Source organism: Xylanimonas ulmi (assembly GCF_004216535.1).
Classification (GTDB): Bacteria; Actinomycetota; Actinomycetes; order Actinomycetales; family Cellulomonadaceae; genus Xylanimonas; species Xylanimonas ulmi.
In genome coordinates, this window is record NZ_SGWX01000001.1 from 2,368,713 (window position 1) to 2,395,377 (window position 26,665).

General features: G+C 72.6%; 28 protein-coding genes. 10 read left to right on the forward strand and 18 right to left on the reverse strand.

Annotated features, from left to right (window positions below):
- Positions 1–89: 89 nt before the first annotated feature.
- From EV386_RS10985 to EV386_RS10995, 3 genes are all read left to right on the forward strand, one after another.
- Positions 90–1,400: a hemolysin family protein gene (locus EV386_RS10985; RefSeq protein WP_130414938.1), complete on the forward strand. Its 1,311-nt coding sequence runs from the start codon at positions 90–92 to the stop codon at positions 1,398–1,400.
- Between the two features lie 128 nt (positions 1,401–1,528).
- Positions 1,529–1,939, forward strand: coding sequence for a hypothetical protein (locus EV386_RS10990; RefSeq protein WP_130414940.1), 411 nt, complete (start codon positions 1,529–1,531; stop codon positions 1,937–1,939).
- Between the two features lie 36 nt (positions 1,940–1,975).
- On the forward strand, positions 1,976–2,461 hold the full coding sequence (locus EV386_RS10995) for a GNAT family N-acetyltransferase (RefSeq protein ID WP_130414942.1): 486 nt from the start codon (positions 1,976–1,978) through the stop codon (positions 2,459–2,461).
- Here the strand turns inward: EV386_RS10995 and EV386_RS11000 are convergent.
- The 4 genes from EV386_RS11000 to EV386_RS18510 are packed head-to-tail and all read right to left on the reverse strand — an operon-like array spanning position 2,374 to position 5,406.
- Positions 2,374–3,708 (reverse strand): MFS transporter, encoded by a 1,335-nt coding sequence (locus EV386_RS11000; RefSeq protein WP_207216513.1) that lies wholly within the window; start codon positions 3,706–3,708, stop codon positions 2,374–2,376. The genes EV386_RS10995 and EV386_RS11000 overlap by 88 nt on opposite strands.
- A 4-nt stretch (positions 3,709–3,712) precedes the next feature.
- The gene (locus EV386_RS11005; RefSeq protein ID WP_130414946.1) at positions 3,713–4,090 is read right to left on the reverse strand and encodes an ArsR/SmtB family transcription factor; all 378 of its coding nucleotides are present in this window, start codon (positions 4,088–4,090) and stop codon (positions 3,713–3,715) included.
- 9 nt (positions 4,091–4,099) lie between these two features.
- On the reverse strand, positions 4,100–4,414 hold the full coding sequence (locus tag EV386_RS11010) for a hypothetical protein (protein WP_130414948.1): 315 nt from the start codon (positions 4,412–4,414) through the stop codon (positions 4,100–4,102).
- Positions 4,411–5,406 (reverse strand): HAD-IA family hydrolase, encoded by a 996-nt coding sequence (locus tag EV386_RS18510; protein WP_207216514.1) that lies wholly within the window; start codon positions 5,404–5,406, stop codon positions 4,411–4,413. The genes EV386_RS11010 and EV386_RS18510 overlap by 4 nt, the downstream gene beginning before the upstream one ends.
- A 124-nt stretch (positions 5,407–5,530) precedes the next feature.
- Here EV386_RS18510 and EV386_RS11025 point away from each other — a divergent pair, with 124 nt between their 5' ends.
- On the forward strand, positions 5,531–5,857 hold the full coding sequence (locus EV386_RS11025; protein ID WP_130414950.1) for a hypothetical protein: 327 nt from the start codon (positions 5,531–5,533) through the stop codon (positions 5,855–5,857).
- Here the strand turns inward: EV386_RS11025 and EV386_RS11030 are convergent.
- Positions 5,832–6,467, reverse strand: coding sequence for a GNAT family N-acetyltransferase (locus EV386_RS11030; protein ID WP_278025480.1), 636 nt, complete (start codon positions 6,465–6,467; stop codon positions 5,832–5,834). The two genes, EV386_RS11025 and EV386_RS11030, sit on opposite strands and share 26 nt — an antisense overlap.
- Before the next feature lie 62 nt (positions 6,468–6,529).
- Between EV386_RS11030 and EV386_RS11035 the strand changes: the two genes are divergently transcribed.
- Entirely contained in the window at positions 6,530–6,790 is a 261-nt protein-coding gene (locus EV386_RS11035) for a hypothetical protein (protein ID WP_130414954.1), read from the forward strand.
- Here the strand turns inward: EV386_RS11035 and EV386_RS11040 are convergent.
- Genes EV386_RS11040 through EV386_RS11055 form a run of 4 tightly spaced genes read right to left on the reverse strand, consistent with a single transcriptional unit; the run spans position 6,768 to position 9,186 of the window.
- The gene (locus EV386_RS11040; RefSeq protein ID WP_165399898.1) at positions 6,768–7,202 is read right to left on the reverse strand and encodes an ATP-binding protein; all 435 of its coding nucleotides are present in this window, start codon (positions 7,200–7,202) and stop codon (positions 6,768–6,770) included. The genes EV386_RS11035 and EV386_RS11040 overlap by 23 nt on opposite strands.
- Positions 7,192–7,524: an STAS domain-containing protein gene (locus EV386_RS11045; protein WP_130414958.1), complete on the reverse strand. Its 333-nt coding sequence runs from the start codon at positions 7,522–7,524 to the stop codon at positions 7,192–7,194. The genes EV386_RS11040 and EV386_RS11045 overlap by 11 nt, the downstream gene beginning before the upstream one ends.
- On the reverse strand, positions 7,524–8,732 hold the full coding sequence (locus tag EV386_RS11050) for a PP2C family protein-serine/threonine phosphatase (RefSeq protein ID WP_165399899.1): 1,209 nt from the start codon (positions 8,730–8,732) through the stop codon (positions 7,524–7,526). The genes EV386_RS11045 and EV386_RS11050 overlap by 1 nt, the downstream gene beginning before the upstream one ends.
- 7 nt (positions 8,733–8,739) lie before the next feature.
- Positions 8,740–9,186, reverse strand: a complete 447-nt coding sequence (locus EV386_RS11055) for a hypothetical protein (RefSeq protein WP_207216515.1) — start codon at positions 9,184–9,186, stop codon at positions 8,740–8,742.
- A gap of 277 nt (positions 9,187–9,463) precedes the next feature.
- Here EV386_RS11055 and EV386_RS11060 point away from each other — a divergent pair, with 277 nt between their 5' ends.
- The 3 genes from EV386_RS11060 to EV386_RS11070 are packed head-to-tail and all read left to right on the forward strand — an operon-like array spanning position 9,464 to position 12,757.
- On the forward strand, positions 9,464–10,792 hold the full coding sequence (locus EV386_RS11060; protein WP_165399900.1) for an ABC transporter substrate-binding protein: 1,329 nt from the start codon (positions 9,464–9,466) through the stop codon (positions 10,790–10,792).
- Between the two features lie 5 nt (positions 10,793–10,797).
- Complete coding sequence (locus EV386_RS11065) at positions 10,798–11,832, forward strand: carbohydrate ABC transporter permease (protein WP_130414964.1); 1,035 nt, start codon at positions 10,798–10,800, stop codon at positions 11,830–11,832.
- A 1-nt stretch (position 11,833) separates the two neighbouring features.
- Complete coding sequence (locus EV386_RS11070; protein WP_130414966.1) at positions 11,834–12,757, forward strand: carbohydrate ABC transporter permease; 924 nt, start codon at positions 11,834–11,836, stop codon at positions 12,755–12,757.
- A gap of 84 nt (positions 12,758–12,841) precedes the next feature.
- Here the strand turns inward: EV386_RS11070 and EV386_RS11075 are convergent, their stop codons facing one another.
- A complete protein-coding gene (locus tag EV386_RS11075; protein ID WP_130414968.1) occupies positions 12,842–13,645 on the reverse strand; it encodes a hypothetical protein in 804 nt (267 codons plus the stop codon).
- A gap of 162 nt (positions 13,646–13,807) precedes the next feature.
- Between EV386_RS11075 and EV386_RS11080 the strand changes: the two genes are divergently transcribed.
- Positions 13,808–14,551 carry an AfsR/SARP family transcriptional regulator gene (locus EV386_RS11080; RefSeq protein WP_130414969.1) on the forward strand — a complete coding sequence of 248 codons (744 nt, stop codon included), beginning with the start codon at positions 13,808–13,810 and terminating at the stop codon, positions 14,549–14,551.
- A 233-nt stretch (positions 14,552–14,784) separates the two neighbouring features.
- The gene (locus tag EV386_RS11085; RefSeq protein ID WP_165399901.1) at positions 14,785–15,903 is read left to right on the forward strand and encodes a helix-turn-helix domain-containing protein; all 1,119 of its coding nucleotides are present in this window, start codon (positions 14,785–14,787) and stop codon (positions 15,901–15,903) included.
- A gap of 86 nt (positions 15,904–15,989) precedes the next feature.
- Here EV386_RS11085 and cydB read toward each other — a convergent pair whose 3' ends face one another.
- The 8 genes from cydB to EV386_RS11125 all read right to left on the reverse strand — a co-directional run bounded on the left by cydB (position 15,990) and on the right by EV386_RS11125 (position 26,572).
- Positions 15,990–17,075: a cytochrome d ubiquinol oxidase subunit II gene (gene cydB, locus EV386_RS11090; RefSeq protein WP_130414973.1), complete on the reverse strand. Its 1,086-nt coding sequence runs from the start codon at positions 17,073–17,075 to the stop codon at positions 15,990–15,992.
- A gap of 24 nt (positions 17,076–17,099) precedes the next feature.
- Positions 17,100–18,596: a cytochrome ubiquinol oxidase subunit I gene (locus EV386_RS11095; RefSeq protein ID WP_130414975.1), complete on the reverse strand. Its 1,497-nt coding sequence runs from the start codon at positions 18,594–18,596 to the stop codon at positions 17,100–17,102.
- A gap of 175 nt (positions 18,597–18,771) precedes the next feature.
- On the reverse strand, positions 18,772–20,745 hold the full coding sequence (locus tag EV386_RS11100; protein WP_242607927.1) for a DUF2264 domain-containing protein: 1,974 nt from the start codon (positions 20,743–20,745) through the stop codon (positions 18,772–18,774).
- 41 nt (positions 20,746–20,786) lie between these two features.
- Positions 20,787–22,127: an alpha-L-fucosidase gene (locus EV386_RS11105; protein ID WP_278025434.1), complete on the reverse strand. Its 1,341-nt coding sequence runs from the start codon at positions 22,125–22,127 to the stop codon at positions 20,787–20,789.
- 64 nt (positions 22,128–22,191) lie between these two features.
- The gene (locus EV386_RS11110) at positions 22,192–23,058 is read right to left on the reverse strand and encodes a carbohydrate ABC transporter permease (protein ID WP_207216516.1); all 867 of its coding nucleotides are present in this window, start codon (positions 23,056–23,058) and stop codon (positions 22,192–22,194) included.
- A gap of 40 nt (positions 23,059–23,098) precedes the next feature.
- Positions 23,099–24,007: a carbohydrate ABC transporter permease gene (locus EV386_RS11115; protein ID WP_130414979.1), complete on the reverse strand. Its 909-nt coding sequence runs from the start codon at positions 24,005–24,007 to the stop codon at positions 23,099–23,101.
- A complete protein-coding gene (gene ngcE / locus EV386_RS11120) occupies positions 24,004–25,443 on the reverse strand; it encodes an N-acetylglucosamine/diacetylchitobiose ABC transporter substrate-binding protein (RefSeq protein ID WP_130414981.1) in 1,440 nt (479 codons plus the stop codon). The genes EV386_RS11115 and ngcE overlap by 4 nt, the downstream gene beginning before the upstream one ends.
- Positions 25,444–25,453: 10 nt before the next feature.
- Positions 25,454–26,572, reverse strand: coding sequence for a substrate-binding domain-containing protein (locus EV386_RS11125; RefSeq protein WP_130414983.1), 1,119 nt, complete (start codon positions 26,570–26,572; stop codon positions 25,454–25,456).
- Positions 26,573–26,665 lie beyond the last annotated feature (93 nt).

Consider the following 26,665-nt stretch of genomic DNA (forward strand, 5'->3'; position numbering starts at 1 on the left):
GGGCGCATGGACGACCCCTGGAGTACCAACAGCCCCTCGCCCGCCGCCGCGCCAGCGCGCGCCGACCATGACGTGAGGGGCTGGGCCTGATGGACCAGGGAACTGTGCTCAACGTCGCGCTCGTGCTGCTCTTCGTGCTGATCGGCGGCGTGTTCGCCGCGACCGAGCTGGCGCTGGTGTCGCTGCGCCAGTCTCAGCTCAACCGTCTGGAGCAGCAGAGCCGCCGCGGCGCCCGGGTCGCGGCCGTCGCCAAGAACCCCAACCGCTTCCTGGCGTCCGTGCAGATCGGCGTCACTGTCGCGGGCTTCTTCTCGGCCGCCTACGGCGCCTCGACGCTCGCGCCGGACTTCGTTCCCACGCTCATGGGCCTCGGCCTGAGCGAGCGCGTGGCGCAGCCGCTCGCGCTCATCGCCCTCACGCTCGTGATCGCCTACCTGTCGCTCGTGCTGGGCGAGCTCGTGCCCAAGCGGATCGCCCTGCAGCGCGCCCAGGCGGTCTCGCTGGCCGTCGGGCCGGCGCTGGATCGGTTCGCCTCGCTGATGCGCCCGGTCGTGTGGCTGCTGTCGGCGTCGACCGACGCCGTCGTGCGCCTGCTGGGCGGCGACCCGCGCGCGACCACGGAGGAGATGAGCGGCGAGGAGCTGCGCGACCTGGTCGCGGGCCACCAGCAGCTCGCCGAGGACGAGCGGCGCATCCTCGACGACGTGTTCGCCGCAGGCGACCGCACGCTCGGGGAGGTCATGCGCCCGCGCGGGGAGGTCACGTTCCTCGCCGGCCACCTGCCGCTGACCAAGGCCGCGGCGGTGGTCGCGGCGAGCCCCTACTCGCGCTACCCCGTCACCGGCGAGGGCTTCGACGACGTCGCCGGGTTCTTGCACGTGCGCGACCTGCTCGGCGTGCGCGACGACGGGCGCACCGTCGCCGACCTGGCCCGGCCGATCCCGTTCCTGCCCGTGACCAACCGCCTGCTGCCGTCGCTGTCGGCGCTGCGGGCGCAGGGCGCGCACATCGCGATCGTCGTGGACGAGTACGGCGGCACCGACGGCATCGTGACCCTGGAGGACATGGTCGAGGAGCTCGTGGGCGAGATCCACGACGAGTACGACGTGCCCGAGCCCGAGGTGCTCGGCGAGTCGGGCGGACGCCGGGTCGTCGACGCGCGCGTGACCATCGAGGAGTTCGCCGAGGTCACGGGCGTCGCGCTCGCGGACGGCCCGTACGAGACCGCGGCCGGCTACGTCGTCCACCAGCTCGGCCGTCTGGCCCAGGTCGGCGACCGTGTCGCCGTCGACGGACACGACCTGATCGTGACCGACGTCGTCGGGAGGCGCATCACCCGCCTGACCATCGAGCCCTCACCCGCCCCCGAGCCCACCTCGGAGCCCACCTCAGAGCCCTGACGGCCCCCGCCCCCAGAACGCGTGCCCACGCGGCAGTTTGTCGTCAACTCGTGCGCCCGAGGTCACGAGTTGACGACGAACTGCCGCGTTGACGGGCGCGCTGACCGGCGGGGCTGCCACGGTGGGGCATGGCGCGCGGACGGATATGGGTGGCGGGCGGCGCGGTGGCGCTGCTGGCCGCCTGCGGTGGCGACGGCAACCCGCCGCCTGTCGACCCCGCGTCGCCTGCGGCGTCGTATGTGCGCACGGGTCCCTGGAACCAGGGGGACTCCGCCGCGCTCGACGGCGTGCTACGCCTCGTGGACGGCTGCCTGGTCGTCGAGGCGTACGGCACGACGACGGTGCCGATCTTCCCGTCCGACTTCGTCTGGGACCCTCGGGAGCAGACGCTCGAGGCGTTCGGCCTGACCCTCACGGTGGGCCAGCCCGTGTACCTGGGCGGCGGGATGACGACCGGCCCGGTCGAGCACCTGCCGGCCGGCTGCGCCGGTGAGCGGTTCGTGGTGCACAGCGGCCAGAGCGAGCCCCGCGAGGGGTGAGCGCCGCCGCCCCCGGCGTCCACGTAGGGTCTGGCCATGCTGATCAGACGCCCGACCGTGGCCGACGCCGAGGCCATCGCCGACCTGCACCTGGACGTGTGGGACGAGGCGTATGCGGACCTCATGGCCCGCGAGGTGCTCGTCGCCCGACGGGCGGCGCGCGCGCAGCGGATCGAGACCTGGCGCGCGAGCCTGGCCGACGGGTTGTGGGAGCAGTGGGTCGCCGACGACGACGGGCGACTCGTCGGCTTCGCGACGGCGGGCGGCGGGCGCGACGAGCCGGAGCCGGGCCTGCCCCGGCGAGAGCTGATGTCCCTGTACGTGCGCGCGTCGGTCTACGGCGCCGGGGTCGGGCCCGCGCTCTTCGACGCCGCGCTCGGTGACGCCGCCGCGTACCTGTGGGTCCTCGACGGCAACGAGCGCGCGATCCGGTTCTACCGCGGCCGCGGCTTCGCGTTCGACGGGCGGACCACGGTGGCGCCCTTCGGCAGGGAGCGCCGCATGGTGAGGCCAGCGGCATAGCGCCTCGCGGGGCGAGCGCGGGCGTCGGCGCGCCACAGGCGCGCGCCCACCAGTCCCGAGGCGGCTGCGACGAGCGCGAGCAGCAGGGCGGTGCGGCCGAGGCCGACGGCGCCGAGCCATCCCGCCACCGGATAGGTGACGAGCCAGCACAGGTGGGACAGCGAGAACTCCGCCGCGAACACCGCGGGACGGTCGGCGTCGGGGACCTCGCGGATGACGATCCGCCCAAAGGGCACCTCGGTGCACGCCCAGCCGAAGCCGACCGCCACCCACAGCGCCCCGATCGCCGCCAGACCGACCGCCGGCGCTGCGACCCGCAGGGCCAGGGGCACGAGGAGCGTCGCGGCGGACATGACCACGGCCCCACCGAGCATCACGGTGCGCTCGGGCAGCCGCGCCAGCATCTTCGGCAGCGTCAGCGCGGCCGTCATGGATCCGGCGCCGTTGACGGCGAGCAGGACGGCGACGACGTCGTTGCCCTGCCCGAACGTGTCGCGGGCGATCACCACGGTCTGCACGAGGACGAACGCGCCGGCCGCGGCGACCGTGAGGTTGAGTGCGAGGACAGGCCGCAACGCCCGGACCCGCCACATGAGCCGCATCCCGCGGCGGACGCGTATGCCGAACGGCAGTTGGGCGAACGCGGTCCCACCCTCCTGTGACGCGCGCGGGCGCGGGATCGCGATCGACCCGATCAACGCGGCCGATCCGGCGAACCCGACCGCAGTTCCCCAGAACAGGGCGTCGGGCGGGATCACCAGCAACAGCGCCGCGGCGAGCATGGGCGACAGCACCATCTCCAGGTCCTCGGCCAGCCGGCTGAACGACAGCGCCTGGGTGTACTGGCGCACGTCCGCCAGCACATCGGGGATCGCCGCCTGGAACGTCGGCGAGTGCACCGCGGAGGCCGCTTGCAGGACGAACACCAGGGCGTAGACCTGCCAGACCTGGTCGATGAGCGGCAGCGCGAGCGCGACCGCCGCGCGCAGCGCGTCGGCCGCGACCATCACCTGACGGCGGGGCAGCCGCGAGACCACGGCCTGGGCGACCGGGGAGATCAGGACGTAGGCGACCATCTTGATCGCGAACACCGTCCCCAGCACCCGCCCCGCGCCGGCGCCGGCGACGTCGAACGCGAGGAGGCCGAGCGCCACCGTGGCCAGTCCCGTGCCCGCCAGGCAGACCACCTGGGCGGTCAGCAGCCGCCGGTAGACGCCGTTGCCCAGCGCGTTGCGCGCTCCGGTCACCAGGTCACCCCGCAGGGTGAGGCGGCGGCGTCGAGCTGGCAGCGTGGTGGGCCGGCTGCTCGTCCACGACGTGCTGGGCCTGGAACACCGCCTGCGTCACCAACTGGCGCGCGTGCTCGTCCACCAGTGAGTAGAAGACCCGGTTGCCGTCCTGCCGTGCCCGCACGACCTTGCCCCACCGCAGCTTCGCCAGGTGCTGCGAGACCGCGGTCGGCGACTTGTCGACGACGTCGGACAGGCGGTTGACCGACATCTCACCGTCCCGCAACGCCAGGATGATGCGGATCCGCGTCACGTCCGCCAGCAGCGAGAACACCTCGGCGGCCAGCTCGACGTACGCCGAGTCTGGGCCGAACGCGCAGGGCGATCTATCTTCACGCATGCGCAGATACTAAGGGACGCGCGCCTCGGTGAACTCCACCGGCTTGCCCGCCTGGCGCGCGTAACGAATCTCGCGGCGCGTCGACTCCCCGAGGTACCCGCCCGGATTGACCACGACGACCCGATCGGCCAGGTCGATCTTCGCGAGGTGCAGCGCGTCGAGCGCGGACTTCTGCTCGTCGGTGACCTGGTCGCCAGCATGCGCGAACACCCCAGGAGCGACGACGATCACCCCGGCGAGCGTCAGGGCAAGGTTGACGGCGCGAAACTCCTCGGCGAACCGGGTCGAGCCGCACAGGCACACGATCTCGGGACGGCCCGTCATCGGACTGCGTCCGGAACGACGACGACCTGGACGTCGTCCTCGTAGACGACGCGTCCGGGCACAGTCGAGTGCCGCTCAATCCAGGCGACGCCGTATCGGTCGAGCAGTCCCAGGTACTCGCGCGTCTTGTCGATGAGGTGAACCGCCGTCGCCTTGAACCACGCCTGGGCTCCCGGGTTGACCGTTCGGTCGTAGACCAGCGGGTCGATCGTGGAGGGGTCCGGGTAGGCCGCGTTGCACCAGTCGTTGCTCCGGCGCCACCACGCACGGTCCTCAGGCGCGAGCCTCCCGGTGTGAGCGAGGTTGTTGGCGAGCGCGAAAACGCCCGTGCGGTGACCTCGCGCATGGGGCGCCGGGCCTTCGAAGCGGACGAACCCTGGCGCGCGCTGGTCGGGGGCGAGGTTCTTGAGCACGTCAGCGAGCCGGGACGTCGGACGCCAGTGGAACGCACGCCAGCCCGCCGCACGGGCCGCGTCCACGTTCTCCAGGCTGTCGTCGATCAGGCAGTGCAGTCCCGGCTCCCGTCCCGTCCTGCGCTGTACGACGTCGTAGAACTCAGGCTCGGCTTTGCGGCGCCCGACGTCGGCTGCGTAGTGCATCGCATCGAACCGCTCACGAAGGCCGAGCGTCTCCCACAGGTAGCGGGCGCGGTGGTGCTCCTGAACGGTGGCGAGGTGCGCGTCGAACCCGCCCGCACGCGCACTGGCGAGGTCCGCGAGGAACTGGTCGTCAAGGGCGGCGTCGTGCGCGAACCAGTAGTCCACGAGCTCACGCGACGAAACCGCGCCGAGCACTGGGAGCACGGCGTCCAGCCGCTCGTAGAGGTCCGCCCGACCGGCGACGACGTCGTCGAAGTGCGGCCGAAAGAATACCCGGTCAAGGTCGGCGCGCCGGATCCCGAGATCCGCCTCAAGGTCCGCATGCCAAGCCCGGCCTTCGGGCCTTCGCACGACAACGCCGTCCACATCCACCATCAGCACGGGCTTCGCCACCCGCGCAGGCTACCCGCGGACCGTCGCCGTCGCGGCCGACCGGGGAGCCACGCCGTCCTTGCCCTCAGCGTGAAGGGGGCTGCCGTCGCTCGGGCGACGTTCCTGGCTGTGGCAGACTCCGCCGGTGACGATCGCGGAACCCGACGCCAGAGCGCGGATCGACGACGAGGCTGACGGGTTCCGTGCGCTGAACATCACGGTCGGCGCCGCGCTGGTGGCCAGGTGGCGCGAGTGGTTCGCGCCGGCCCGACGACCATCCGGAACTGTCCTCGTCTGGCGCAGCGCCGACGGGTTGGCGCAGCACGGCGCGGTGACCATCGGGGGCAGATGGGCGCTCCATAAGCCGTCGCAGTGCTGGGACAGCCCGACCAAGGTCCTCACCGTCGCAGGGGTCAAGGCGAGCGCGCGCACGCCCGGCTGGCGCCTCAGTCGCCACGCGTTGGTCGGCTGAGGCCGGGCGATGACGTGCTGACCGTCCGCCACTGCGTCGCCGTGATGGCGAACTGGCGGTAGTGGGTCGCAGCGCCGAGAAAGACCCCGACATCCCCCGTACCCGTCTCGACCATCCCGAGCCGTTGGAGGATGCGGACAGAGCGCTGGTTGGCGTCCAGCGCCTCGGCCCAGATCTGCTCGAGGCCGAGAACGTCGAAGCCGTGGGCGAGCCCCGCGCGTGCGGCCCGAAGACCGCACCCCTGACCCCAGCGACGGCGCTCTCCGATGAGGAACCCCAACTCGCGCCGGCGGGGTTCACCGCCGTGAAGATCGACGTAGCCGACCAGGACGCCGGCTTGGACTGCGGCCAGCCGGGTCAACTCGGCGGGGGGCGACGTGACGATCGAGCGGTGGAAGCGCTGATGGTCGGCAAAGGAGAGGTCGCGGCTCCACTCGGCTTCGTCGCAGAAGTCCACGTCGCCCGCCCAGGCGGCCATGACGTCCGCGTCACCCCACCGCAAGGGTCGCACCGTCACAGACTCCTGCGCGTCATGGGCCACGCAGCCGACTGTAACGCCGTCCCGCACTCCCTCATTCGTGTGCCACACCTCCCCTCGCGCAGATGCCATGACCGCCTTCCGGACGCCATCCGGGCGCACGAGAGATCGAACATCTGTTCTACGATGGCCCCATGGTCGACCGGGTTCCCGTGCGCGACTCCCCCGAGGAGGCGCCTCTGCGTCAGCGCGACCGCGCGCACGTCACGCGCCCGCAGACGCCGGTGCCGGTGCGCGCGTGGGTGACGCAGCGCCAGACGGGCGCGTTCGAGGCCGACGGCGTCGCCGTCGCGTGGACGGACCGGCAGGTGGAGGTGCGCTACAGCGACCCGCACGGGCGCGAGGGCTTCGCGTGGGTGTGGGCGTCGGCCGTCACCCGGCGGCCGGAGGGCTGAGCCTGCGGACCATGCGCCAGTGGTTGGCGTCGTCGAGGCGCACGAGCTCGATGCGGTGCAGCAGCGCACCTGCCAGCGGCAGGCCGCGACCGCCCTCGGCGAGCAGGTCGGGCATCGGCGTGTCGAGGTCGGCCACGAACTCCTGGCCGGAGTCGAGCAGCTCGGCCTCGATCTCGTCGGCGCTCACCGTGAGCGACAGGCGCCAACGCACCTCGCCACGAGGTCGGCCGTGTTCGACGACGTTGTTGGCGATCTCGACCACGGCCGTCTCGAACAGCATGAGGTCGGTCGGGTCGACCTCGGGGTGCTCGGCGCCCACGCGCTCGAGCAGCGCGTGCACGTGGTCGATCTCGGCCGGCACCGCGAAGCCCTCCAGCGTGTAGTCGCCTCGTTCGTCGGAGTCACCAGTCACGGCCTGCCTCCTCCACAGAGGGGTAGGGCACGAGGATGCGGTCGAGGTTGGTCAGCTTGAGCACCGCCAGCACCTGCTCGCCGGCGCGCGCGATCCGCAGCTCACCGCCCGCCTGCCGCGCGGACTTGAGCCCGCCCACCAGCGCGCCCAGCCCCGAGGAGTCGATGTGGTCGACCCGCCCGAGGTCCACGACGACGTGGGAGCGCCCGTCGCGCACCAGATCGTCGACGCGCGCCTTGAGCGGCGGGGCGGAGATGAGGTTGAGCCGTCCCTCGGGCGCCAGCGTCACGTAGGCGCCCGCGTCGTGCTCCTGGAACTCCATCAGGCGGTTCGCCCCTCTCCTCGGTCCTCGCCTCGCGCGACACCGCGCGACTCCTGCCTCGCCGTCCGTCGCACGGCGACGGCGGCGACGTCGTCGGTCGCGCCTCGCCCTGCGGCCTGCTCCACGATGCTGTCGACGACGACGCCGCAGCTCGCGCCCGTGACGGTCAGCTCGCGGACCGCGTCCAGCGCGACGCCGAGGTCGCCGAACACGTCGAGCACGCCGTCGCTGACGACCACGAGCGTCTCGTCGGGCGCCATGACGGCCGACGCCTGCGTCCAGCGGGAGGCCACGGGCATCCCCAGCGGCAGATGCTCTTGGGCCAGGCGCCGCACGCCCCGCGACGAGGCGAGCGCCGCAAGCCCGTGACCTGCGTCGACATAGTGGAGCGTACCGTCGATGGGATCGAGGCGCCCACCCCACAGCGTCACGAACCGCCCGTTGCTCTCCAGGTCATGCGCGGTCGCCTCGCTGGTGCGCCGCACGGCCTCGTCGAGCGCGACATAGGTCGAGTGCGTGCCCAGCACGGCGCGGATCTCGGATGCGATGAGCGAGGCGGCCAGGCCCTTGCCCATGACGTCGCCGAGCACCACCTGCAGCTCGTCGCGGGCCCCGCGGGCGCCGACCACCTGCCAGTCGAAGAAGTCCCCGCCCGCTTCGCGCGCGGGCTGGACGCGCCCGGCGGCCTCGACTCCGGGCAGCGCGGGAGGCTCGTTGGGCAGCAGGAGCCGCTGCACCTCGCCCGCGCGCAGCATCTCGTCCTGGACGGCGAGCTCGCGCTCGACCATGGCGCCGAGGTCGGCCAACATCTCCCGCTGCGTGGCGCCGAGCTCGCGCGGCACCAGGTCGAGCATGCACAGCACCCCGACGTTCCGTCCGCCGGCGCCGCGCAGCGGCACCCCGGCGTAGAAGCGCACGCGTGGTGGGCCGACGACCATGGGGAAGTCGCGGAAGCGCGGGTCCTGCCGCAGGTCGGCGATCTCGACGACGTCGTCGCGCAGCACGGTCGAGGCGCAGATCGAGGCGTCGAGCGGGAGTCGCTGCGTGTACGCGCCGACGGCGGCGACCGTGACCTGCCCGCGAGCGCCGATGAGGTTGAGCGCCACGATCGGGGCGCCGAAGATCGCCTGGGCGAGGCGGACGACCCGGTCGTAACGGGCTCCGGCCGCCTCGGCCAGCCGCTCCGCGTCGTCCGTCTGGGTGGCCACGGCCGGCTCACCCCCCGGCATGGGGCACACCCGCGTCGTCGAGGTCGCCGCCGAGGATCGGTCCGACGTCGGCCGCGGCGCGCCGGATGGCCGCCCACCCGATGCCGACGTTCGAGCGGCGGTCGGCGACGAGCACGATGGCGGCGTCCGGGCGCTCGGGCAGCGTCATCAGGAAGTGGATCGTGCGGCGCGTCGTCATCTGGACCTCTTCGACGAGGTGCTCCGGGGGCACGTCGCGGCGCTCCGCGATGAGGTCCTCCACATGCGTCACTGTTGCCCCGCGAAACATTTGTACGGAGGCTGCGGCGACGGCGTCGAGATACTCCTGGGTGAAATACGGGACGTCGTGCGCGACGCCCAACAGCTCGCCCGAGCCGAGGTCGACGACGGCGCAGGCCAAAGCTCCGTCAACGTTGTCGACCACGGACCGCATCGCCTTGTCCAGCCTGCTCACCGAACCCACCCTAAGCCGTGCGTCGACTCCCGGCGCGAGCGAGCCGACCAGCACGAACATCGGCCGCCGTCGCACTGGCTGGCGCGGTCCGCGCGACGTAACGTCGCATCTAGACCTGGCGCGCAGTGAACTCTCTGGCGTCGCTCACGGATCGGCTCGACAACGTTTACGAAACCAGGTATCCGTGGAACCACGCATAACCGCGCGGGCCGACTCAGACTGCTCGTGAGATGGACTCATGCGACCACGTCGGTCGCCCGATCAGATTGGACATTCCATGAAGACCAAGATTCGCGCAGGGGGGATCGTCGCGATGGCCGCGACCGTCGCCCTGGTCGCCGCCGGCTGCGGTGGCGGCGACGACAACGGCAATGGCGCTGCGGCCGACGGTGGCAACGTCGAGATCACGTGGTGGCACAACGGCACCGGGGAGCCGCTGCTCGGCTTCTGGGAGGACGTGGCCCAGGAGTTCATGGACGACAACCCGGGCGTGACGATCAACGTCCAGGCGTTCCAGAACGAGGAGCTGCGCAACACCGTCCTGCCCAACGCCTTCGCGGGCGGCAACGCTCCCGACCTGTTCCAGAGCTGGGGCGGCGGCGAGCTGTCCCAGTGGGTCAGCGACGGCATCGTCATGGACCTGTCGGACGTGGCCTCGGACACGATCGAGGCCATCGGCACCCCGGCCACCGCGTGGCAGGTCGACGGCAAGACCTACGGTCTTCCGTTCACCTTCGGCCCCGCCGGCTTCTGGGTCAACACCGACCTGTGGGAGCAGGGCGGCCTCGACGTGAACAACTTCCCCACCACCTGGGACGAGCTGTTCGCCGCGTGGACCACGCTGAAGGACGCCGGCATCACGCCGGTCGCCGTCGGCGGTCTCGACGGCTGGCCCGCCGCGCACTGGTGGTACCACACCGCCGTCTCGACCGTCTCCGCTGAGACGTTCGAGAAGGCCATGGCCACCGGTGACTTCTCCGACCCCGCGTGGGAGAAGACCGGCGAGAACCTCCAGACGATCCTGGACGCCAACGCGTTCAACGACGGCTGGCAGGCCACCTCGGCGCAGCAGGGCGCCGCGTCGTCGGCCGGTATGGTCGCGCTCGGCCAGGCCGCGACGGAGCTCATGGGCGTCTGGAACGGCGGCGTCATGGGCGGCATCTACAACGAGGCCAACGGCCTGCCCGAGGACTCGCAGGAGCTGCAGGAGAGCCACCTCGGTTGGTTCCCCTTCCCGGCGTTCTCCGACGGTGAGGGCGACGGCCGCATCCTCGGTGGCGGCGACGGCTTCTCCGTCCACGCCGACGCTCCGGCCGAGACGGTCGACTTCCTCGAGTACATCCTCTCGGAGGACGTGCAGCGCCGTTACGTCGCGCTCGGCAACTCGCCGGCTCTCGCCGCCCTCGGCGCCGAGATCGACGACCCGGGTCAGGCCGCGGCTCAGAAGGCCCTCGCCAACGCCTCCGGCGTGCAGCTGTGGCTCGACACCGCGTTCGGCCCGACCGTGGCCGGCCCGATGAACGACGCCATCGTGCAGTTCATGCAGGGCAACGGCACTCCGCAGCAGGTCGTCGACGCCATCGCCGGCGCCTGGCCGCAGAGCTGACATCCGTGTCCGCAGTTGAGATCGACCCCCGGGCGGCGAAAGCCGCCCGGGGGTCGTCCCCGCAGCCGAGCAAGGCGAAGCGGGCACGTCGCTGGCGTGAGCGCGCCGAGATCGTCGGGTTCACCGCTCCGGCGCTGATCGTGTTCGTCCTCTTCGTCTTCGTCCCGATCGGCTACGCCGTCGTCCTCTCACTCTTCGACGGCACGCCGACCAGTCCGATCCGCAACTTCGTCGGGTTCCAGAACTTCACCGAGATCTTCACCACCGGACGCGGGGAGACCCTGGGTCAGCCGTGGTTCTGGAACGCGGTGCGCAACAACTTCCTCATCGCCGCGATGTCCCTGCTCCTGCAGGGCCCCATCGCGATCGGCGTCGCGCTGCTGCTCAACCGCAAGATGAAGTTCCGCGGGTTCTTCCGGCTGATGATCTTCGTGCCGTACGTCCTGTCCGAGGTCATCACGGGCGTGATCTTCAGCCTCATGCTGTCCCCCCAGGGAGCGCTCAACGACTGGCTGACCCGCCTCGGGTTCGAGCAGTTCGCGAACTTCCAGTGGCTCATGGACACCAGCGCCGCGCCTGCGGACGCCGGCATCTTCGCGATCCTCGGGTCGCGCACGTTCTGGGCGGTCTTCGCCATCCTCACGTGGAAGTACGTCGGCCTGGCGATCATCCTGTTCCTGGCGGGCCTGTCGGGCGTGCCTGAGGAGCTCAACGAGGCCGCCGCGATCGACGGCGCGTCCTGGTGGCAGATCCAGCGGAAGATCACCATCCCGCTGCTCGGCCCGACGATCCGCATCTGGGCCTTCCTGTCCCTCATCGGCTCGTTCCAGCTGTTTGACATGGTGTGGATCCTCACGGGTCAGCAGCCCGGCCGCACCGGTCTGCACACCATGGCGACGTTCATGGTCGACCAGGGCATGAACCGCAACCGCGTCGGCTTCGGCTCCGCGATCGCGATCGTGCTGTTCGTCATCACGCTGATCGTCGCGTTGCTCTACCAACGCTTCATCCTCAGCCGCGACCTCGGAAAGGAGTCCTGAGATGGCTACCGCGACTCTTGACTCCCAGCGCATCGAAGGTCAGGACCTGAAGCACAAGCGGGTCTTCTCGTGGAGCCAGCCGTGGATCTACCTCGTGGCTCTCGTGGCGCTCGCCCTGTCGATCGGACCCGTGCTCTTCGTGGTCCTCGGCGGCTTCCGCACCAACCCGCAGCTGCTGCTGAACCCGGGCGGCCTGCCCGACCCGTGGGTGTGGTCGAACTACGCGAACATCCTTGACCCGACGACCCGATTTGGCCCGATGTTCTTCGGCCAGGTCATCGCGTCGCTCTCGATCGCCCTGATCACCACGGCGGCCGTCGTCATCCTGGGTGTCTCGGTGGCCTACGCGATCGCCCGGTTCAACATGAAGGGTGGCCCGGTGCTGTTCAGCATCTTCGCCGCCGGCCTCATGTTCCCCGCGACGATCGCCATCCTGCCGACGTGGATGATCCTGCAGAGCATCGGCCTCATCGGGACCTGGGCGGGTGTGATCATCCCGCAGGTGGCGTTCGCGCTGCCGACCACGGTGGTCATCCTGACGCCATTCATCAGGGCCATCCCCAAGGAGCTGGAGGAGGCCGCGTCGCTCGACGGCACGACCCGCACCGGGTTCTTCTTCCGGATCCTGCTCCCGCTCGCGAAGCCGGGCATGGTCACGGTGGGCGTGCTGGCGTTCGTCGGATCGTGGAACTCGTACATGCTCCCGCTGTTCGTGCTCCGCGTCGGCGGCGCCAACGTGAACATCTTCGGGATGGACGCGAGCGTCACCCTCCCGCTGGGTGTCCAGGCGTTCCAGACGCAGTTCTCGTCCTCGACGACCATGATCATGGCGTTCACCTCGCTCGCGATGATCCCGGCGTTGATCTTCTTCCTCGCGATGGAGAAGCACATCGTCAACGGCCTGTCCGGCGCTGTGAAGGGCTGAAGCCCCACCCGCCGCAGTTCGCGCGTCGGCCCCGTCCCGGTCTTCCGGGACGGGGCCGATGTCATTCGCCGACCGTCGTGCGCCTCAGCCGTCGCTCGCGACATCGACCGCGATCGACCCGGGGCCGAAGTCGACCCGCAGTTGGGCGACGACGGCGTCGAGCGCCTGCTGGTCGGGCGTGACCCGGGCGGGGGGCGCGTCGTGAGACGTGACGCCGTGAGGCTCCGGGTCGATCAGCGCCCGCGTGCGCGCCGCAGAGGCGGGCGCCGCGCGCGCCGCTCCCCCGGCCGGGCGCAGCCGTCGCGCTGACGACGTCGGGACGCTGACGACGTCGGCGAGCCGCTGTAGCAGCACACGGCTGCGCGGGGAGATCGTGCGCCCGTACGGGTTCAGCACCACGATCTGCACGGCGATCGCCTGTGCGGCGCACCCGTCGCACGCGCGACGCGCGACGACGGCGTGGTTGGAGGTGTCCGCGCTCGCCCCCGGCCTGCGCACCACCACCTGCACCGACACCGCGCTGGCTGTCGCGCCCTTGCCCGCCGCCCACGCAGCCGCCACATTGTCGGCGGTGACCGCCCCGTGCGGCACGTAGACGACCGCGACGGTCTGCGCGCGGCTCTGGCAGAAGTCACAGTCCGCGCCCGACTTCGCGATCGCCCGCGCCGCGGCCCCGGCCTCCAGCCGGTAGGCGAGGGCACGAGAGTCGGTCACGGCGTCACGCGCCACGGTGGCGGCGGCCGCCGTGACGACGTCGGTGTCGTTCCGCGCTGCCCACGACCAGTCCGCGCGCGGGAACCAAGCACCCCCGGCGCTGAGGGCCGCGGCCACGAGCGCCGCCGCCGACCGCACGACGCCGCTTGTCGCGGTGAGACGGAGCACTCCCACACCACCAGCCTGCGAATCGGGCGTGACGCGCGCGTGACACGCCGCCGCGTCCGCCCCTGTCACAAGCGGGCGCCCGGCGCCCTCTTGTCACATGGGGCCTGAGGTTCGGCGACGAGGCGCGGGCCCGGGTACCGGGTGCGAACCATCACTATTCGAGGAGTCATGCCTGCGTCCGCCGAGACCGCCGCTCCAGCCAGCGCCGTCGGCCTGCACGACGACCGCGTCGCCCTGCTCGGCGACGTCGGCGTCACCCGCGACGGCCTCGCCGTGCCGCTTCAGCGCCGCGAGCGCCTCCTGGTCGCACTGCTCGCGCTGCAGGGCCCGCGCGCGCGGGCGCACATCGCCGGGACGCTGTGGCCCGACTCCTGCGAGGAGCGCGCTCGCGCAAGCCTGCGCCAGTCCCTGCGCACCCTCCGGCGCGCGGAGGGCTTCGTGGCCGGGACCGAGTCGCTGGGCCTCGACCCTGGCGTCAGCGTCGACGTGTGGGCGCTGCGGGCGCGCTGCGCCGAGGTGCTGTCGGGCTCACCGCTGACCGCACGACGCGCTGTCGCCGCCGTGCGCGCGATCGTCGGCCCGGAGCTGCTGCTGGGCGAGTTCGACGAGTGGGTCGAGCACGAGCGCAGGAGGCTCCAGCGCCTGCGCCTGCACGCGCTGGAGCACCTGGCCCGGCAGTGCGGTCAGCGGGGCGAGCACACGTGGGCCGTCACGGCGGCCGAGGCGGCGGCCGACATCGACCCACTGCGCGAGGAGCCCACGATGCTGCTCATCGGGCTGCACCTGGCCGAGGGCTCGGCGGTCGAGGCTCGGCGGGTCTTCGACGAGTACCGGCGCCGGCTGCGCGTCGAGTTGCACGTCGAGCCGTCGCCGCGCGTACGGGAGGCGTTGCGCGCCGCCGGGCCGGCGTAGCGGTGTTGGAGCGCACGAACGCACTGATCAGCACACTGCGCGCACCACCCAGGGCCCCATTCGCACACCGTCGCGACTCGTTTGCTCGCACCACGTCACGCGCATGCTCACGCGGTGTCACCGTCGCCATGCGTACGCCGTCTTACGCCAAACATGAGCGCATGTCATCGATGACAGCGCAGCCGAGCCAGATCGCACCGCCGCTCTCGGCCCACGCGCGGGAACGTGACCGCGTGTCCTGCCCATCGATCTACGCCACGACCCAGCCCGGCGGCAAGCGCATGATCCGCACGCTCGCCGGCGCCGAGGGTCTGGCCACCTTCGGCGCCGACACCGTCCGCCGGGCGGACCGGGCACGCTTCAAGTGGCGCTACATCTGCGCGCGCTACGGCCCCCTCGACATCGGTTTGGCGCAGTTCACCCCGCACACGCGCCAGACCCCGGGCGACAACTTCGGCCACGATCACCCGGTCTCGCGCCTGATGATCACGCTGGAGGGCACCCAGACCGTCACGGTCACGGGCCACGAGCTGGTCATGGCGCCCGGTGCGGGCATCCTGATCCCCGGCGACGTGCCCGCCTCGTACGAGGCGTCGAGCGTCGCGGCCCGCCTCCACGTCGACATCGCCGCCGACCACCCCGGCTTCGCCCCGCTCCTCAAGAACGCGCACTGCGGGTACTGGCCGCCCAAGACGCCCCTGCTCATCGCCCTGAGCGCCTTCGTCGGGACCCTGCTGCGCCGCAGCGACCACACGCAGACCTGGGCCGACCGGACGGCGGTCCGCAGCACACTCGAGGCCATGATCTGCGCGACGATCTCATCCGCGCCGCCCGTGCTGAGCGGCGAGGAGCAGGTGCTCGGACACCGCCAGCAGGCGCTGCAGTACATCCGGACCCACCACGCCGACCCGGCGCTGACTCCGGGCTCGGTCGCGCAGGGCCTGGGGATGTCGGTGCGGACCCTGCAGCGCGCCTTCGCGGGCGACAAGAACGTCTCCCAGTGGATCGCCGACTTCCGCCTGGAGAGCGGGCTCGCGTTCCTGCGCGACCCGAACTTCGCGGACCTGACGCTGCCGGAGATCGCCACCCGGGCCGGCTTCGGTTCCACCGTGGCCTTGCGGCGCGGGGTGCTGGCGGCGACCGGCCTGCCGCCGTCGGCCTACCGCGAGCGGCACGTCGGCGCCGCCCGCGCTGCGGAGGCCCAGCGTCGCGCCGACGGCGGTGGCGTCTCCTACCTCCCGCCGGCCCACCCCGGGCCGTTCCCGCCCGTCCGCCTGGGTGGCGCGATGCTGGGCGTCGGGACCGACGCGCTGAGCCAGACGGTCTCGCTCGCTGAGGCTCGCCCGTCCTAGCGCCATCCGCGGGCGCAAAGCCCGCGGCCACACGCACGAAGCCCGCGGTCAACGCAGACCGCGGGCTTCGTGCGTTCGCCGCGCCGCTACCGCAGCGCCGTGGCGAATGCCGACTTGGCGGCGCTCCACGACAGCGCCGCCGGGGCCGGCAGGTCCGCCGTCGACAGGCGACGGCGGAAGACCCAGTAGGTCCACGCGGTGTAGGCGAGCACCACGGGAGTCAGGAGGACGGCCACCCACGTCATGATGACGAGGGTCAGGTGCGTCGACGACGCCGTGGCGAGGTGCAGGCCCACGCCGTCGGCGGCCAGCGGCGCGAGCGCGTACGGGTACATCGCGCCGAAGATGAGCACGACCGCCGCGACCAGCGTCACGGCCGTGCCGATGAAGGCGAGGCCCGCCCGGCGCGTCCAGGCGGCCCAGACCACGGCCACGAGCGCGAGGGCCGCCACGACGACCGCCGCCCAGGTCCAGGCGTTGCGACTGTAGGCGACCTGCGCCCACACCGCCCAGGCGCCCGCGACGACGAGCGCCGCGACCGACAGGCGCGAGCTGAGCGCGGCGGCGCGGTCCCTGATCGCGCCCGAGGTCTTGAGCGAGACGTAGATCGTGCCGTGCAGCGCGAAGAGCACCAGCGTCGTGACGCCGCCGAGCAGCGCGAACGGGTTGAGCAGCGCCCAGAAGCCGCCGGTGTAGTGGTAGGCGAACCCGTCCTGGGTCAGCTCCAGTCCGCGCACCAGGTTGGCGAACGCGACACCCCACAGCAGCGCGGGTAGCCACGAGCCGACGGTGATCGCGGCGTCGAACGCCTTGACCCACGACGCCCGCGCGAGTTTGCCGCGGTACTCGAACGCGACGCCGCGCAGGATGAGGGCCAGCAGGATGAGCAGGAGGGGCAGGTAGAAGCCCTCGAACAGCGTCGCGTACCACTCGGGGAAGGCGGCGAAGGTCGCGCCTCCGGCGGTCAGCAGCCATACCTCGTTGCCGTCCCACACCGGGCCGATGGTGTTGATCAGCACGCGGCGCTCGGACTCCTTGTGCCGCTCGTCGCCGGCGGGCAGGATCGACGTCAGCATCCCGACGCCGAAGTCGAAGCCTTCCAGGACCAGGTAGCCGGACCACAGGACGGCGATCAGGACGAACCACAGGATCGTCAGCGCGGAGGTCTCCATGACAGTGCTCCTCTCGGGTCAGGCTCAGTAGGCGAACGACAGGGGCGTGTCGCCGGGGTCGTCGGCGGATGGCGAGACGTCACGCACGACGGTGTTCGCCCCCTCGACGACGTAGCGGTGCATGAGCTTGCCCCAGGCCATGGCGAGCACTCCGTAGACGAGCGTGAGCACGACCATCGAGGTCAGCACCACACCGGGCGGCAGGTCGGACACGCCGCGGGCGGTCAGCAGTCGGATCTCGTCGATGCCGGTCGGGTTGGGGGCCACGACCCACGGCTGACGGCCCACCTCGGTGAAGATCCAGCCGAACGCGGCGCCGAGGAACGGGGTGAAGATGGCGATGACGGCCAGGCGTCCGACCCACGGCCTCGCGGGCACCCGGTCCTTGCGGGTCATCCACCAGCCCACGAGCGCGAGGGCGACCGAGCCGAGCCCGGTGGCGATCATGAGCCGGAAGGACCAGAACGTGATGGCCAGCGGCGGGGTGTAGGCGATCGGCTCGCCGTCCTCGTCGACGGCGCCGAACTGCGCCTCGCGCTCACCCTGCACCTGGGGGACGGACGGCAGGAAGGAGTCGGGGCCGGTGAACGACCCGGTGGCCAGGAAGCTGGCCAGGCCGGGGACCGCGAGGAGGGTCGAGACGTTCTCGCAGTCGCCGCTCGCCAGGCCGACGCTCAGCAGCGACAGGCCGACGGCCTCCTCGCCCTCGGCGCCGCAGATCGCCTCGGCCGCGGCCATCTTGGCCGGTTGCTGCTCGAACATCAGCTTGCCTTGGTAGTCGCCAGTCCAGGCCACGCCCAGTCCTGCGACGACCATCGTGACGACTCCGATCCGCAGCGCCGGGCGGTAGACGCGCCGCGCGTGCTCGGCCGCCTCGGCCTTGCCGGTGCGTCCGAGCCGCACCATCCAGTACAGCGCGATGCCCGCCATGAACGTGCCCGCCGTCAGGAACGAGGCGGTCACGGTGTGCGGGAACGCCCCCCAGAGCGTGGAGTTGGTCAGCACCTGGGCGAAGTCGTCCATCTCCGCCCGGCCCGTCTCGGCGTTCCACACGGCGCCCACCGGGTGCTGCATCCACGAGTTGGCCGCGATGATGAAGAACGCCGACAGGTTGACCGCGAACGCGAACAGCCAGATGCACACCAGGTGCGCCCTCTTGCTCAGGCGGTCCCAGCCGAAGATCCACAGGCCCAGGAACGTCGACTCGATGAAGAACGCGGCGAGCGCCTCCATCGCCAGCGGGGCGCCGAAGATGTCGCCCACCGTGCGCGAGTAGCCGCTCCAGGCCATGCCGAACTGGAACTCCTGCACGATGCCGGTCACCACGCCGAGCGCGAAGTTGATCAGCAGCAGCTTGCCGAAGAACCGCGTCAGGCGAAGCCACTTCTCGTCACCCGTCCGCACCCAGGCGGTCTGCATGCCCGCGACGAGCGGGGCGAGCCCGATCGTGAGCGGGACGAAGATGAAGTGGTAGACGGTGGTGATCGCGAACTGCCATCGTGCCAGGTCAAGCGTTTGCATGGTGTTCTCCGTATCGGCGGTGACCCGGTGGGTGGCGCCGCGCCGACGCTGGCGCGAGGCCACCCAGGCAGAATGCTCACCGCTGCGCGGCGTCCACGTCGACGCCGTGTCGCACGCTGGCCCACCCGTGACCGCAACCGCCGCAGTCTGCGCATTCCACGCGCCCCGCGGCGCCTCACGCCCCGCGACCGGGCGCCAGCCCGGCCCGGGTGACGAACCCGTCGGGCCAGCAGACCTCGGCCTCGGTGCGCTCGGCGCCCTGCGTCAGCGTGACCAGGCACCGGCGGCGCGGCACGCGCGCGCCCGTGAGCGTGAGCAGCACCGGCGTCCACACGCCCACCTCGACCGCCAGGTCGAGCACCGGGACGAGCGATCGGCGCGCGAGCGGGCTCGCGTCGCGCGCGGCGACGACGTCGCCCGCCCCCCGCCCGTGCAGGCTCACCACGGCGGAGGTCAGCTCGCCGCACGTCACGACGGCCGAGCCAGCGTCGAGGCTCACCTGCGCGGGCCAGGCGGCGCCGTCGAGCGCCCACCCGCCGACCCGCAGCCGCACGTCGTGCTCGCCGACGCCGTCGGCCAGCTCCACGACCCGGACCAAGCGCACCTCCCACGGCCCGCGCAGCAGCGACGCCACCTCGATCCGTCCGGCCGGCTCGACGGTCCCCTCCAGCCCGTCGCCGAGGTCGACGGGCGGGGTGCGCGGCTGCGTGAGCCAGTGCGCCTGGGCCACGGAGCTGGCGGTGGCGACGCCGTCGCCGCCCTCGACGTCGCACAGCGTCATGGGGGTGCGGTGCGAGACGCGCCCGGCCCGGTCCACGAGCGCGACCACCTGGTCGACGGGGGCGACCCAGGCGCCAGGGTCGAGCAGCGGCGACGTCGCCGTCGAGTACGCGTGCCGTGCGTACAACGGCGAATCGCCGGTCTGTACGTCCGGCCATCCGTGGTCCGTGCCGTGGTTGGCGACCCGCACGACGCCGTCGGCGCGCGTCGTGGACACCGCCCACCCCGCGGGCGCGACCACGAACTGCTGGTCGGCCAGGTCGACCGGCAGCGGCTCGGCCCGCGCGGCCCACACGGGATGGTCGGCCGGCAGCGCGACGCCCAGCAGCCCCTTGACCGCCCAGTACGGCGAGGCCGGCCCCGAGTACCCCTGGGCCAGCGGGCGCCACAGGCCGTGCCAGCCCAGCGTCAGCAGGTCGCCGTCGCCCGGCACGCCGCGGGCCAGGAAGTGCCCGACGGTGCGCGCCGCGGCCTGCCGCAACAGTCCGGGCGGTGTCGAGGGAACCTCGGCGATCACCCCGGCCCAGAACGGGGCCGCCGCGGCGAAGCGGTAGATGAGGCTGCGGCCCTGCACCAGCGGGCCGCCGTCGCCGCCGACCAGGCGCACCGCGTCGAGCAGGTAGCGGTCCAGGCGGGCGGTGAACGCCTCCCCGCGCTCGCCCAGCAGGTCGCCCGCCCCGGCCATGCGCGACCACAGCGTCGGGTACAGGTGCATCGCCCACCCCGCGTAGTGGTCGTAGGCGCGCCGGGCGCCGTCGGAGTACCACCCGTCGCCGCGGTAGAAGCCCTCGAAGCGGGCCAGGTCCTCCTCGACGTCGTCGGACGACCAGGGCCCGCCGACCGACCGAAGGAACGTCTGGACCACGACGCGGAACCACAGCCAGTTGTTGGCCGGGTAGTCCCGGTCGCCCACCACGGGGCTCAGGTACTCGACGACCTGCTCGCGTGTGCGCTCCGGCAGTCGCTCCCACACCCAGGGACGGCACAGGTCGAGCACCAGCGCGATCGACGCGGCCTCGACCTTGGCCTGGCCGTGCTCGGTCAGGCGCACCCAGCGCTCGTGCTCGGGCGCGTGCGGGTCCACGCCCGCCGCGATCCCGTCCGCGTAGCGCTGCGCGAGCTCGTCACAGCCCTCCCCACGCTCCCCCGCGATGCGGAACCCGGCCAGCAGGAGCGTGCGCGCGAACCCCTCCAGCCCGTCGACCGCGGCGCCGTAGCCGCCGACCGGACCGGGTGGCGTGATGCGCCCGCCGCGCGGCGAGGCGTAGGCCCGCACGCCCTCCAGCAGCCGGTCCGCCAGCCGCGTCCAGTCGGCGCGCGTCCAGTCGTGTCCACGCCGCGGGCTGTGGCCCGCTCGGATGGTCTCCACCGTTGTCCCTCTCCGAAGTCGTGTGCGATCGCCGCGGCCGCTCAGCGCGGGCCGTCGGTCAGCGTGAGCTCGATGACCGGCACGAGCTCGTCCGGTCGGCGCACCGGCAGCGTGAGCGTGAGCGTGCCGGGCGGCGGCGCGGCCGGGTTGAGGTTGGAGCCCTCGGGGCGCTCGGGCACGGCGTCGACCTCCACCTGCGAGCCGTCCCACAGCAGACGCGCGAAGCCCACGCGCCCGCCCAGTCCCGGCAGGTACAGCGTCTTGAACGGCCAGGCCAGCACGTGCGCGTAGAGCTTGTCGCCGCGCTGGGTGTAGATGACGCCCGACGGCGGAGCGACGTCGGCGGGTCCGGCGCCGTAGATGGCGTCACCGTGGCGGCGCAGCCAGCGCCCGACCGAGCGCAGGATGTCGGCGTGCCGGTCCAGCACCTCGCCGCGCGCCGTCGGGCCCACGTTGAGCAGCAGGTTGCCGCCCAGCGAGACGGTCTCGGCGAGCATGCGTGCGATGAGCTCGGGGCTCTTGTCGTCGAGGTTGTCGCGGTCGTAGCCCCACGCGCCGTTGATGGTCTGGCACGCCTCCCACAGCACGCGCTCGCCGTCGACCTCGATGGGCCGCACGGGCTGGTACTGCTCAGGTGTCACCAGGTCCGCGGGCAGCCCGAACCGGTCGTTGACCACCATCTGCGGCTGCAGCTCGCGGCACATCGCCAGCAGCCCGGGCGAGTCCCAGTCGTCGGCGGACTTGCCGGGCAGGCCGTGGCGCACCCCGGGCTGGGTGAAGTCGACGAACAGGTAGTCGATGGGGCCGTAGCCCGTGAGCAGCTCGCGCAACTGCTCACGCATGTACTGGCGGAACACGCCCATGTCGCGCGTCGCGTTGAGCGCGGCCACGTCCGGGGCGTCACGCAGCGGGTGCGACCAGTCGACCGTGTAGTGCGGGTGCGACCAGTCGAGCAGCGAGAAGTACACGCCCACGCGCAGCCCCTGCGCGCGCAGCGCCTCGACGTGCTCGCGCACCAGGTCGCGCCCGCGCGTGCGCGCGACGCAGTAGTCGGTGGTCGCGGTGTCCCACAGGCAGAAGCCCTCGTGGTGCTTGGCGGTCAGCACGACGTACCGCTGCCCTGCCTCCTTGGCCAGGCGGGCCACCGCGCGCGCGTCGTACAGGTCGGGGTCGAAGTGCTCGGCGTAGCGGCGGTAGGCGGCGTCGTCCATGCGCTCGGCGTACTTGACCCACTCCTGGCGCCCGCCGACGGCGTAGGACCCGTAGTGGACGAACATCCCGTAGTGGTCGTGGCGGAACCACGCGGTGCGGTCGGCGGGGCCAGCGGGGCCGGTCGCAGCGGGGCCGATCACAACGGTGCCGGGCGGGGTCGGACTGGTCACAGGGTCTCCTGGGTGGGGTGATGGCGGACTGCGGACATCGGACATCGGACATCGGACAGCGGGCTCACCGCGGCGCCGCGAGCGACAGGCCGCGCGCCAGCGGGCGGTGCAGGACGAGGTGGGCGGCCAGCACCGGAGCCATCGCGATGACCAGGCCGGCGAACAGCGCGCCGTAGTCGGCTCGGTACCCCTCGGTCACCGCGAGCGCCGCCAGGCCCTGGGCCAGCACGTACCGCTCGGGGTCGGGGTTGAGCACCAGCGGGAGCAGGTAGGCGTTCCACAGGCCGAGCAGGTTGAAGGTCCCGACGGCGACCAGCCCCGGGCGCGCCATGGGCAGCATGATCCGGAAGAAGGCGCCCGCGTGGCCGCACCCGTCGAGCAGAGCGGCCTCGGCGACCGAGGCGGGCAGGGTCGCGAAGAACCCGGTCAGGAGGAACACCGTGAACGGCAGGCCGTAGGCCGCCAGGACCAGCACCAGCCCCAGGCGCGTGCCCAGCAGTCCGAGGCCGTCGACCACGAAGAAGAGCGGCACGATCGCCAGGAGGACCGGGAAGACCATCCCGGCCACGAACAGCCACAGCACCGGCTTGTTGAGGCGGAACCGGTAGCGGGCCAGCACATAGGCGGCCATCGCGCCGACCACGAGGGTGAGCGCCAGCGCCCCGCCGACGACCACGGCCGTGTTGGCGAACAGCCGCCCCAGCCGCACGTGCTCCCAGGCGCGGACGTAGTTGTCCCAGCGCGCCGACGACGGCGGCGCCCACGGCGCGGCGAAGATCTCGGCGTCGTCCTTGAGCGAGGCGACCACACCCCACACCACCGGGAGGATCGCGACCAGGGCCCAGGTCAGCAGGACCGCGTGCGCCGCGCCCTGCCGAGCAGCCGCCCCGAGTCGGCCAGGGCGGCCCACCGCGCCCAGCGCGGCCCTCACCGCTCGGCCCTCACGGCTGCCGCCCTCACCGCTGCTGCCCTCACCGCTCGGCGCGCTCGCGGCGCGCGAGGAGGAGGGCCGCCGCGGCGACCAGCAGCGACAGCAGTGTGAGCACGACGCCGATCGCGGCGGCGTCACCGAACCGGCCCGCGCCGAACGCGAGCCGTTGCAGGTAGGTCGCCATGACCTCGGTCGACCCCGACGGTCCGCCGTCGGGCGTCAGGACGGCGACGACGACGAACAGGTCGAGCGCGAGCGTCGCGAGGTAGACCCAGACCACGCGCACCGTGCGCGCCGTCATCGGCAGCGCGACGAAGCGCAGCGTGCGCCACCGCCCCGCTCCGTCGAGCGTGGCGGCCTCCAGGCACTCGCGCGGCAGGCCGTCGAGCGCCGCCGCGAGCAGCGTCGCGGCGAACCCCACCTGCCCCCACACGAGCACGCCCAGCACGGCCCAGCGTGCGGTGGCCGGGTCGCCCAGCCAGGCGCGCGACCAGCCCTCCAGGCCCACGGCGTCGAGCAGGCCGTTGAGCAGGCCGACGCGGGGGTGCAGCGCGAAGTGCCACAGCACCAGGCCCATGACCAGCGGCAGGACGTTGGGCAGGAGGAACACGGCCCGGTAGGCGCCCGCTCCGCGAATCGGCCCCACGCGTCCGGACCGCCCACCCGCCACGGTGGTCAGCGCGGCCAGTGCGACAGCGAGGCCCACCGTGACGGGCGGCAGCACGGCCAGCACGACGGCGTTGTGCCCGAGCGCCGACCAGAACCGCTCGTCGCCCACCAACCGCGCGTAGTTGTCGAGCCCCACGAAGCGGCGCCGCCCTGAGTACCCGCCCCAGGCCGTCAGTGACGCGGCCGCGCCCTGCGCGTACGGGACCAGCGCGAACAGCCCGTAGAGCGCCAGTGCGGGCGCGAGGAAGAGGGCGACGAACCGCCCCTGACCCACCCTCACGACGCGGTCGGCCCCTCGTGCGCGTCGGGCCGCATGTGCTTGGTCACCGAGGCGTCCGAGGCGACGTCGTCGGCGGCGGCCTGCATGGTCGCGGCGGCCTCACGGGCTCCCGTGCGCCCGGCGAGGACGTCCCCGAGCGTCGTGAGCCACTGCGCGCGCAGCCCCTCGTACCAGACACGGAACCACGCGCGCAGCTCGGGCTCGCCGCCGGCGTCGATCGCATCGAGGACGCGCCGCAGCACGGGTGAGACCTCGACCCCGTCGAGCGCGCCGCGCACCACAGTGGGCGCCCCGGTCAGCCGCGAGAACTGCGCCGCGGCCTCGCGCGAGAGCATCGCGCGCAGCAGCTCTTGGGCGCCGGCGGGGTTCTTCGCCCGGGTCGGAACCACGAACTCCTCGCTGGGCGCCACCGCCACGGTGGCGGCGTCGAGCGCGGCGGTGGAGGGGTCGAGCGCCGGCACGGGCGCGATCGCCAGGTCGAAGCCCGCGGGCAGCGTCGCGCGCGTCTCGCTGGTGAGCCACGACCCAGCCGGGTAGAACAGCGCCTGACCGCGCAGCAGCTCGGTCTGCGCCTCGGTGTGCGTCAGCGCCTCGGAGCCCGCCAGGACCAGGCCGCGGTCGCCCAACTCGGCGAGCGCGGCGAACGCGGCGACGACGGCCGGGTTCCGCCAGGCGTTCGGCTCAAGGTTGTCGAGCGCGCGCAGCGCGTCGACGCCCGCCTGCTTGCCGACCAGCGCGACGAACACGTCGGCGACGTAGCCCATGGCCTGGCCGGGGTAGACCAGCAGCGCGACGCCGCGGGCGCGCGCCCGGTCGCCGAGGGCGAGCAGCCCGTCCCAGGTGGTCGGCGCCTCCCAGCCGTGGCGGTCGAACAGGGCCTGGGAGTACCACAACCCGTAGGCCGTGGTGACGTAGCGCAGCGCGAGAACGCGCCCGTCGACCGAGCCCGCGCTCGCGACGCCGTCGGCCAGCGTCTGGCCGACGGTGACGTCCGGGTCGTCGAACGACGGCGCCGCGAGCAGCGGCGCCAGGTCGGTGAGCTGCCCCGCATCGGCCAACGTGGCGAGGTCCAGGGGTCGGCCGGAGTTGTCGACGAGGTCGGGCGGGTCGCCCGCCACGAAGCGCGGCTGGAGTTGCGTGGCGACGTCGTGCACGGGCTTGACCTCGACCGGGGAGCCAGGCAGCGCGCGGTGGTAGAGGTCGACGGCGGTGTCGAGGTAGGCGGAGCCGTACGCGCCGTCGAACAGGTAGACCTCGACGCTCGCGCGCGCGGGCGCGCCGAGCGGCCCGACGGCGTCGGGCGACGCGGCGGGGTCGCCCGCGGGGCCCGTGCATCCGGCCGCCGCGACCACGGCGGCGACCACCGCGCTCACCGTCAGGCTCAGCCAGAGCGTGCCGACGGCGGCGCGCGGGGACGCGACGATCCGTGGCGGCACCGCTGACCCCTCAGACGCTGACTTCGGGCTCGGGGCCCGCCGACGGCGCCGGCCGCAGGGTCAGGCCGCGCAGCACGAGCGTCGGCGGCAGCGCGATGTGGCGCGGCAGGGCGCCGTTGCGCGACGTGCGCGCCCGCTCGAAGGCGAGGCGCAGCGCCAGGCGACCGACCTCGTCCTTGGGCGGCGCGACCGCGTCGAGCGCCGGGTCCGCGAGCGCCGCGACCTCGTCGTCGTACGCGATGATCTCCAACCCACCCGGTGTGTCGATGCCGCGCTCCCGCGCGCGCTGGGCCATGAGGATGGCGGCGACGTCGGGGTGCACCAGCGCGCCGGTCACGCCGAGCTCGACGCACCGGTCGAGCGCCTCGTCGACGCGTTGGCGCAGCTCGGGGTCGAATTCGGGGGCTGAGGGGATGGCGACCCGCTCGGCGACGTCGAACTGGTCGCGCGTGGCCTCGAAGCCGGCGCGCAGCCACCCGGCGGTCGCGGTGCGCTCGGCGCAGACCAGCATGACGGCGCGGTGTCCGACGCCCGCGAGGCGCCCGAACGCCATCCGGGCGCCGTAGGCGTGGTCGGAGCGCACCGAGTCGAGTGCCGCGTACTCGTCGCCGCCGTCGCGCTCCATGAGCACGACCGGCAACGGCAGGTCGACCAGCGCCCGGTAGGTCTCGGCGTCGTTCGCCACGATCTGGGCGGGGGTGACCACGAGCGCCTGCACACCGCGATCGACCAGGCGCCGGATCTGTGACCGCTCCTCCTCGCCCGAGTAGCCCGACACGGCCAGCACCACGCGCACGCGTGTCTGCGCGGCGGCGGCCTTGACGCCGTCGAGCACTCCGGTGAAGTAGTAGCGCGCCGACGGGATGACCAGGCCGATGGTGATGGGCCGGGTGTCGACGGCGCCGGGTCGGCGCACCGGGCGGGGCCGCCCGGGCGCCGTCGTGCGCTCGCCGACGGCGATGGCGCCTCCGTGCACGCGGCGGGCCACACCGCGCTCGACCAGGGTGTTGAGGTCACGCCGGATGCTGATGGGCGAGGTCGACATGGCCTTGGCGAGTTCGGCGACGCTCACCTTCCCGGTCAGGCGCAGCTCACGCTCGATCGCCGCTCGTCGCTCCGTGGCACGCACGCGTCGTCACCTCCTCTCCGTGGGCCGTCGACGGGGCGTCGACGTCATATTCTGATCGTTACCTGACGATTTGATGATCGCAACCTGGTCAAT

Coding starts and splice junctions, on each gene's coding strand:
- EV386_RS11030 (WP_278025480.1), bottom strand. CDS start 6,467: ATGGCATCTGCGCGAGGGGAGGTGTGGCACACGAATGAGGGAGTGCGG.
- EV386_RS10990 (WP_130414940.1), top strand. CDS start 1,529: ATGGCGCGCGGACGGATATGGGTGGCGGGCGGCGCGGTGGCGCTGCTG.
- EV386_RS11060 (WP_165399900.1), top strand. CDS start 9,464: ATGAAGACCAAGATTCGCGCAGGGGGGATCGTCGCGATGGCCGCGACC.
- cydB (WP_130414973.1), bottom strand. CDS start 17,075: ATGGAGACCTCCGCGCTGACGATCCTGTGGTTCGTCCTGATCGCCGTC.
- EV386_RS11035 (WP_130414954.1), top strand. CDS start 6,530: ATGGTCGACCGGGTTCCCGTGCGCGACTCCCCCGAGGAGGCGCCTCTG.
- EV386_RS11080 (WP_130414969.1), top strand. CDS start 13,808: ATGCCTGCGTCCGCCGAGACCGCCGCTCCAGCCAGCGCCGTCGGCCTG.
- EV386_RS11010 (WP_130414948.1), bottom strand. CDS start 4,414: ATGACGGGCCGTCCCGAGATCGTGTGCCTGTGCGGCTCGACCCGGTTC.
- EV386_RS11045 (WP_130414958.1), bottom strand. CDS start 7,524: ATGGAGTTCCAGGAGCACGACGCGGGCGCCTACGTGACGCTGGCGCCC.
- EV386_RS11005 (WP_130414946.1), bottom strand. CDS start 4,090: ATGCGTGAAGATAGATCGCCCTGCGCGTTCGGCCCAGACTCGGCGTAC.
- EV386_RS10985 (WP_130414938.1), top strand. CDS start 90: ATGGACCAGGGAACTGTGCTCAACGTCGCGCTCGTGCTGCTCTTCGTG.
- EV386_RS10995 (WP_130414942.1), top strand. CDS start 1,976: ATGCTGATCAGACGCCCGACCGTGGCCGACGCCGAGGCCATCGCCGAC.
- EV386_RS11095 (WP_130414975.1), bottom strand. CDS start 18,596: ATGCAAACGCTTGACCTGGCACGATGGCAGTTCGCGATCACCACCGTC.
- EV386_RS11070 (WP_130414966.1), top strand. CDS start 11,834: ATGGCTACCGCGACTCTTGACTCCCAGCGCATCGAAGGTCAGGACCTG.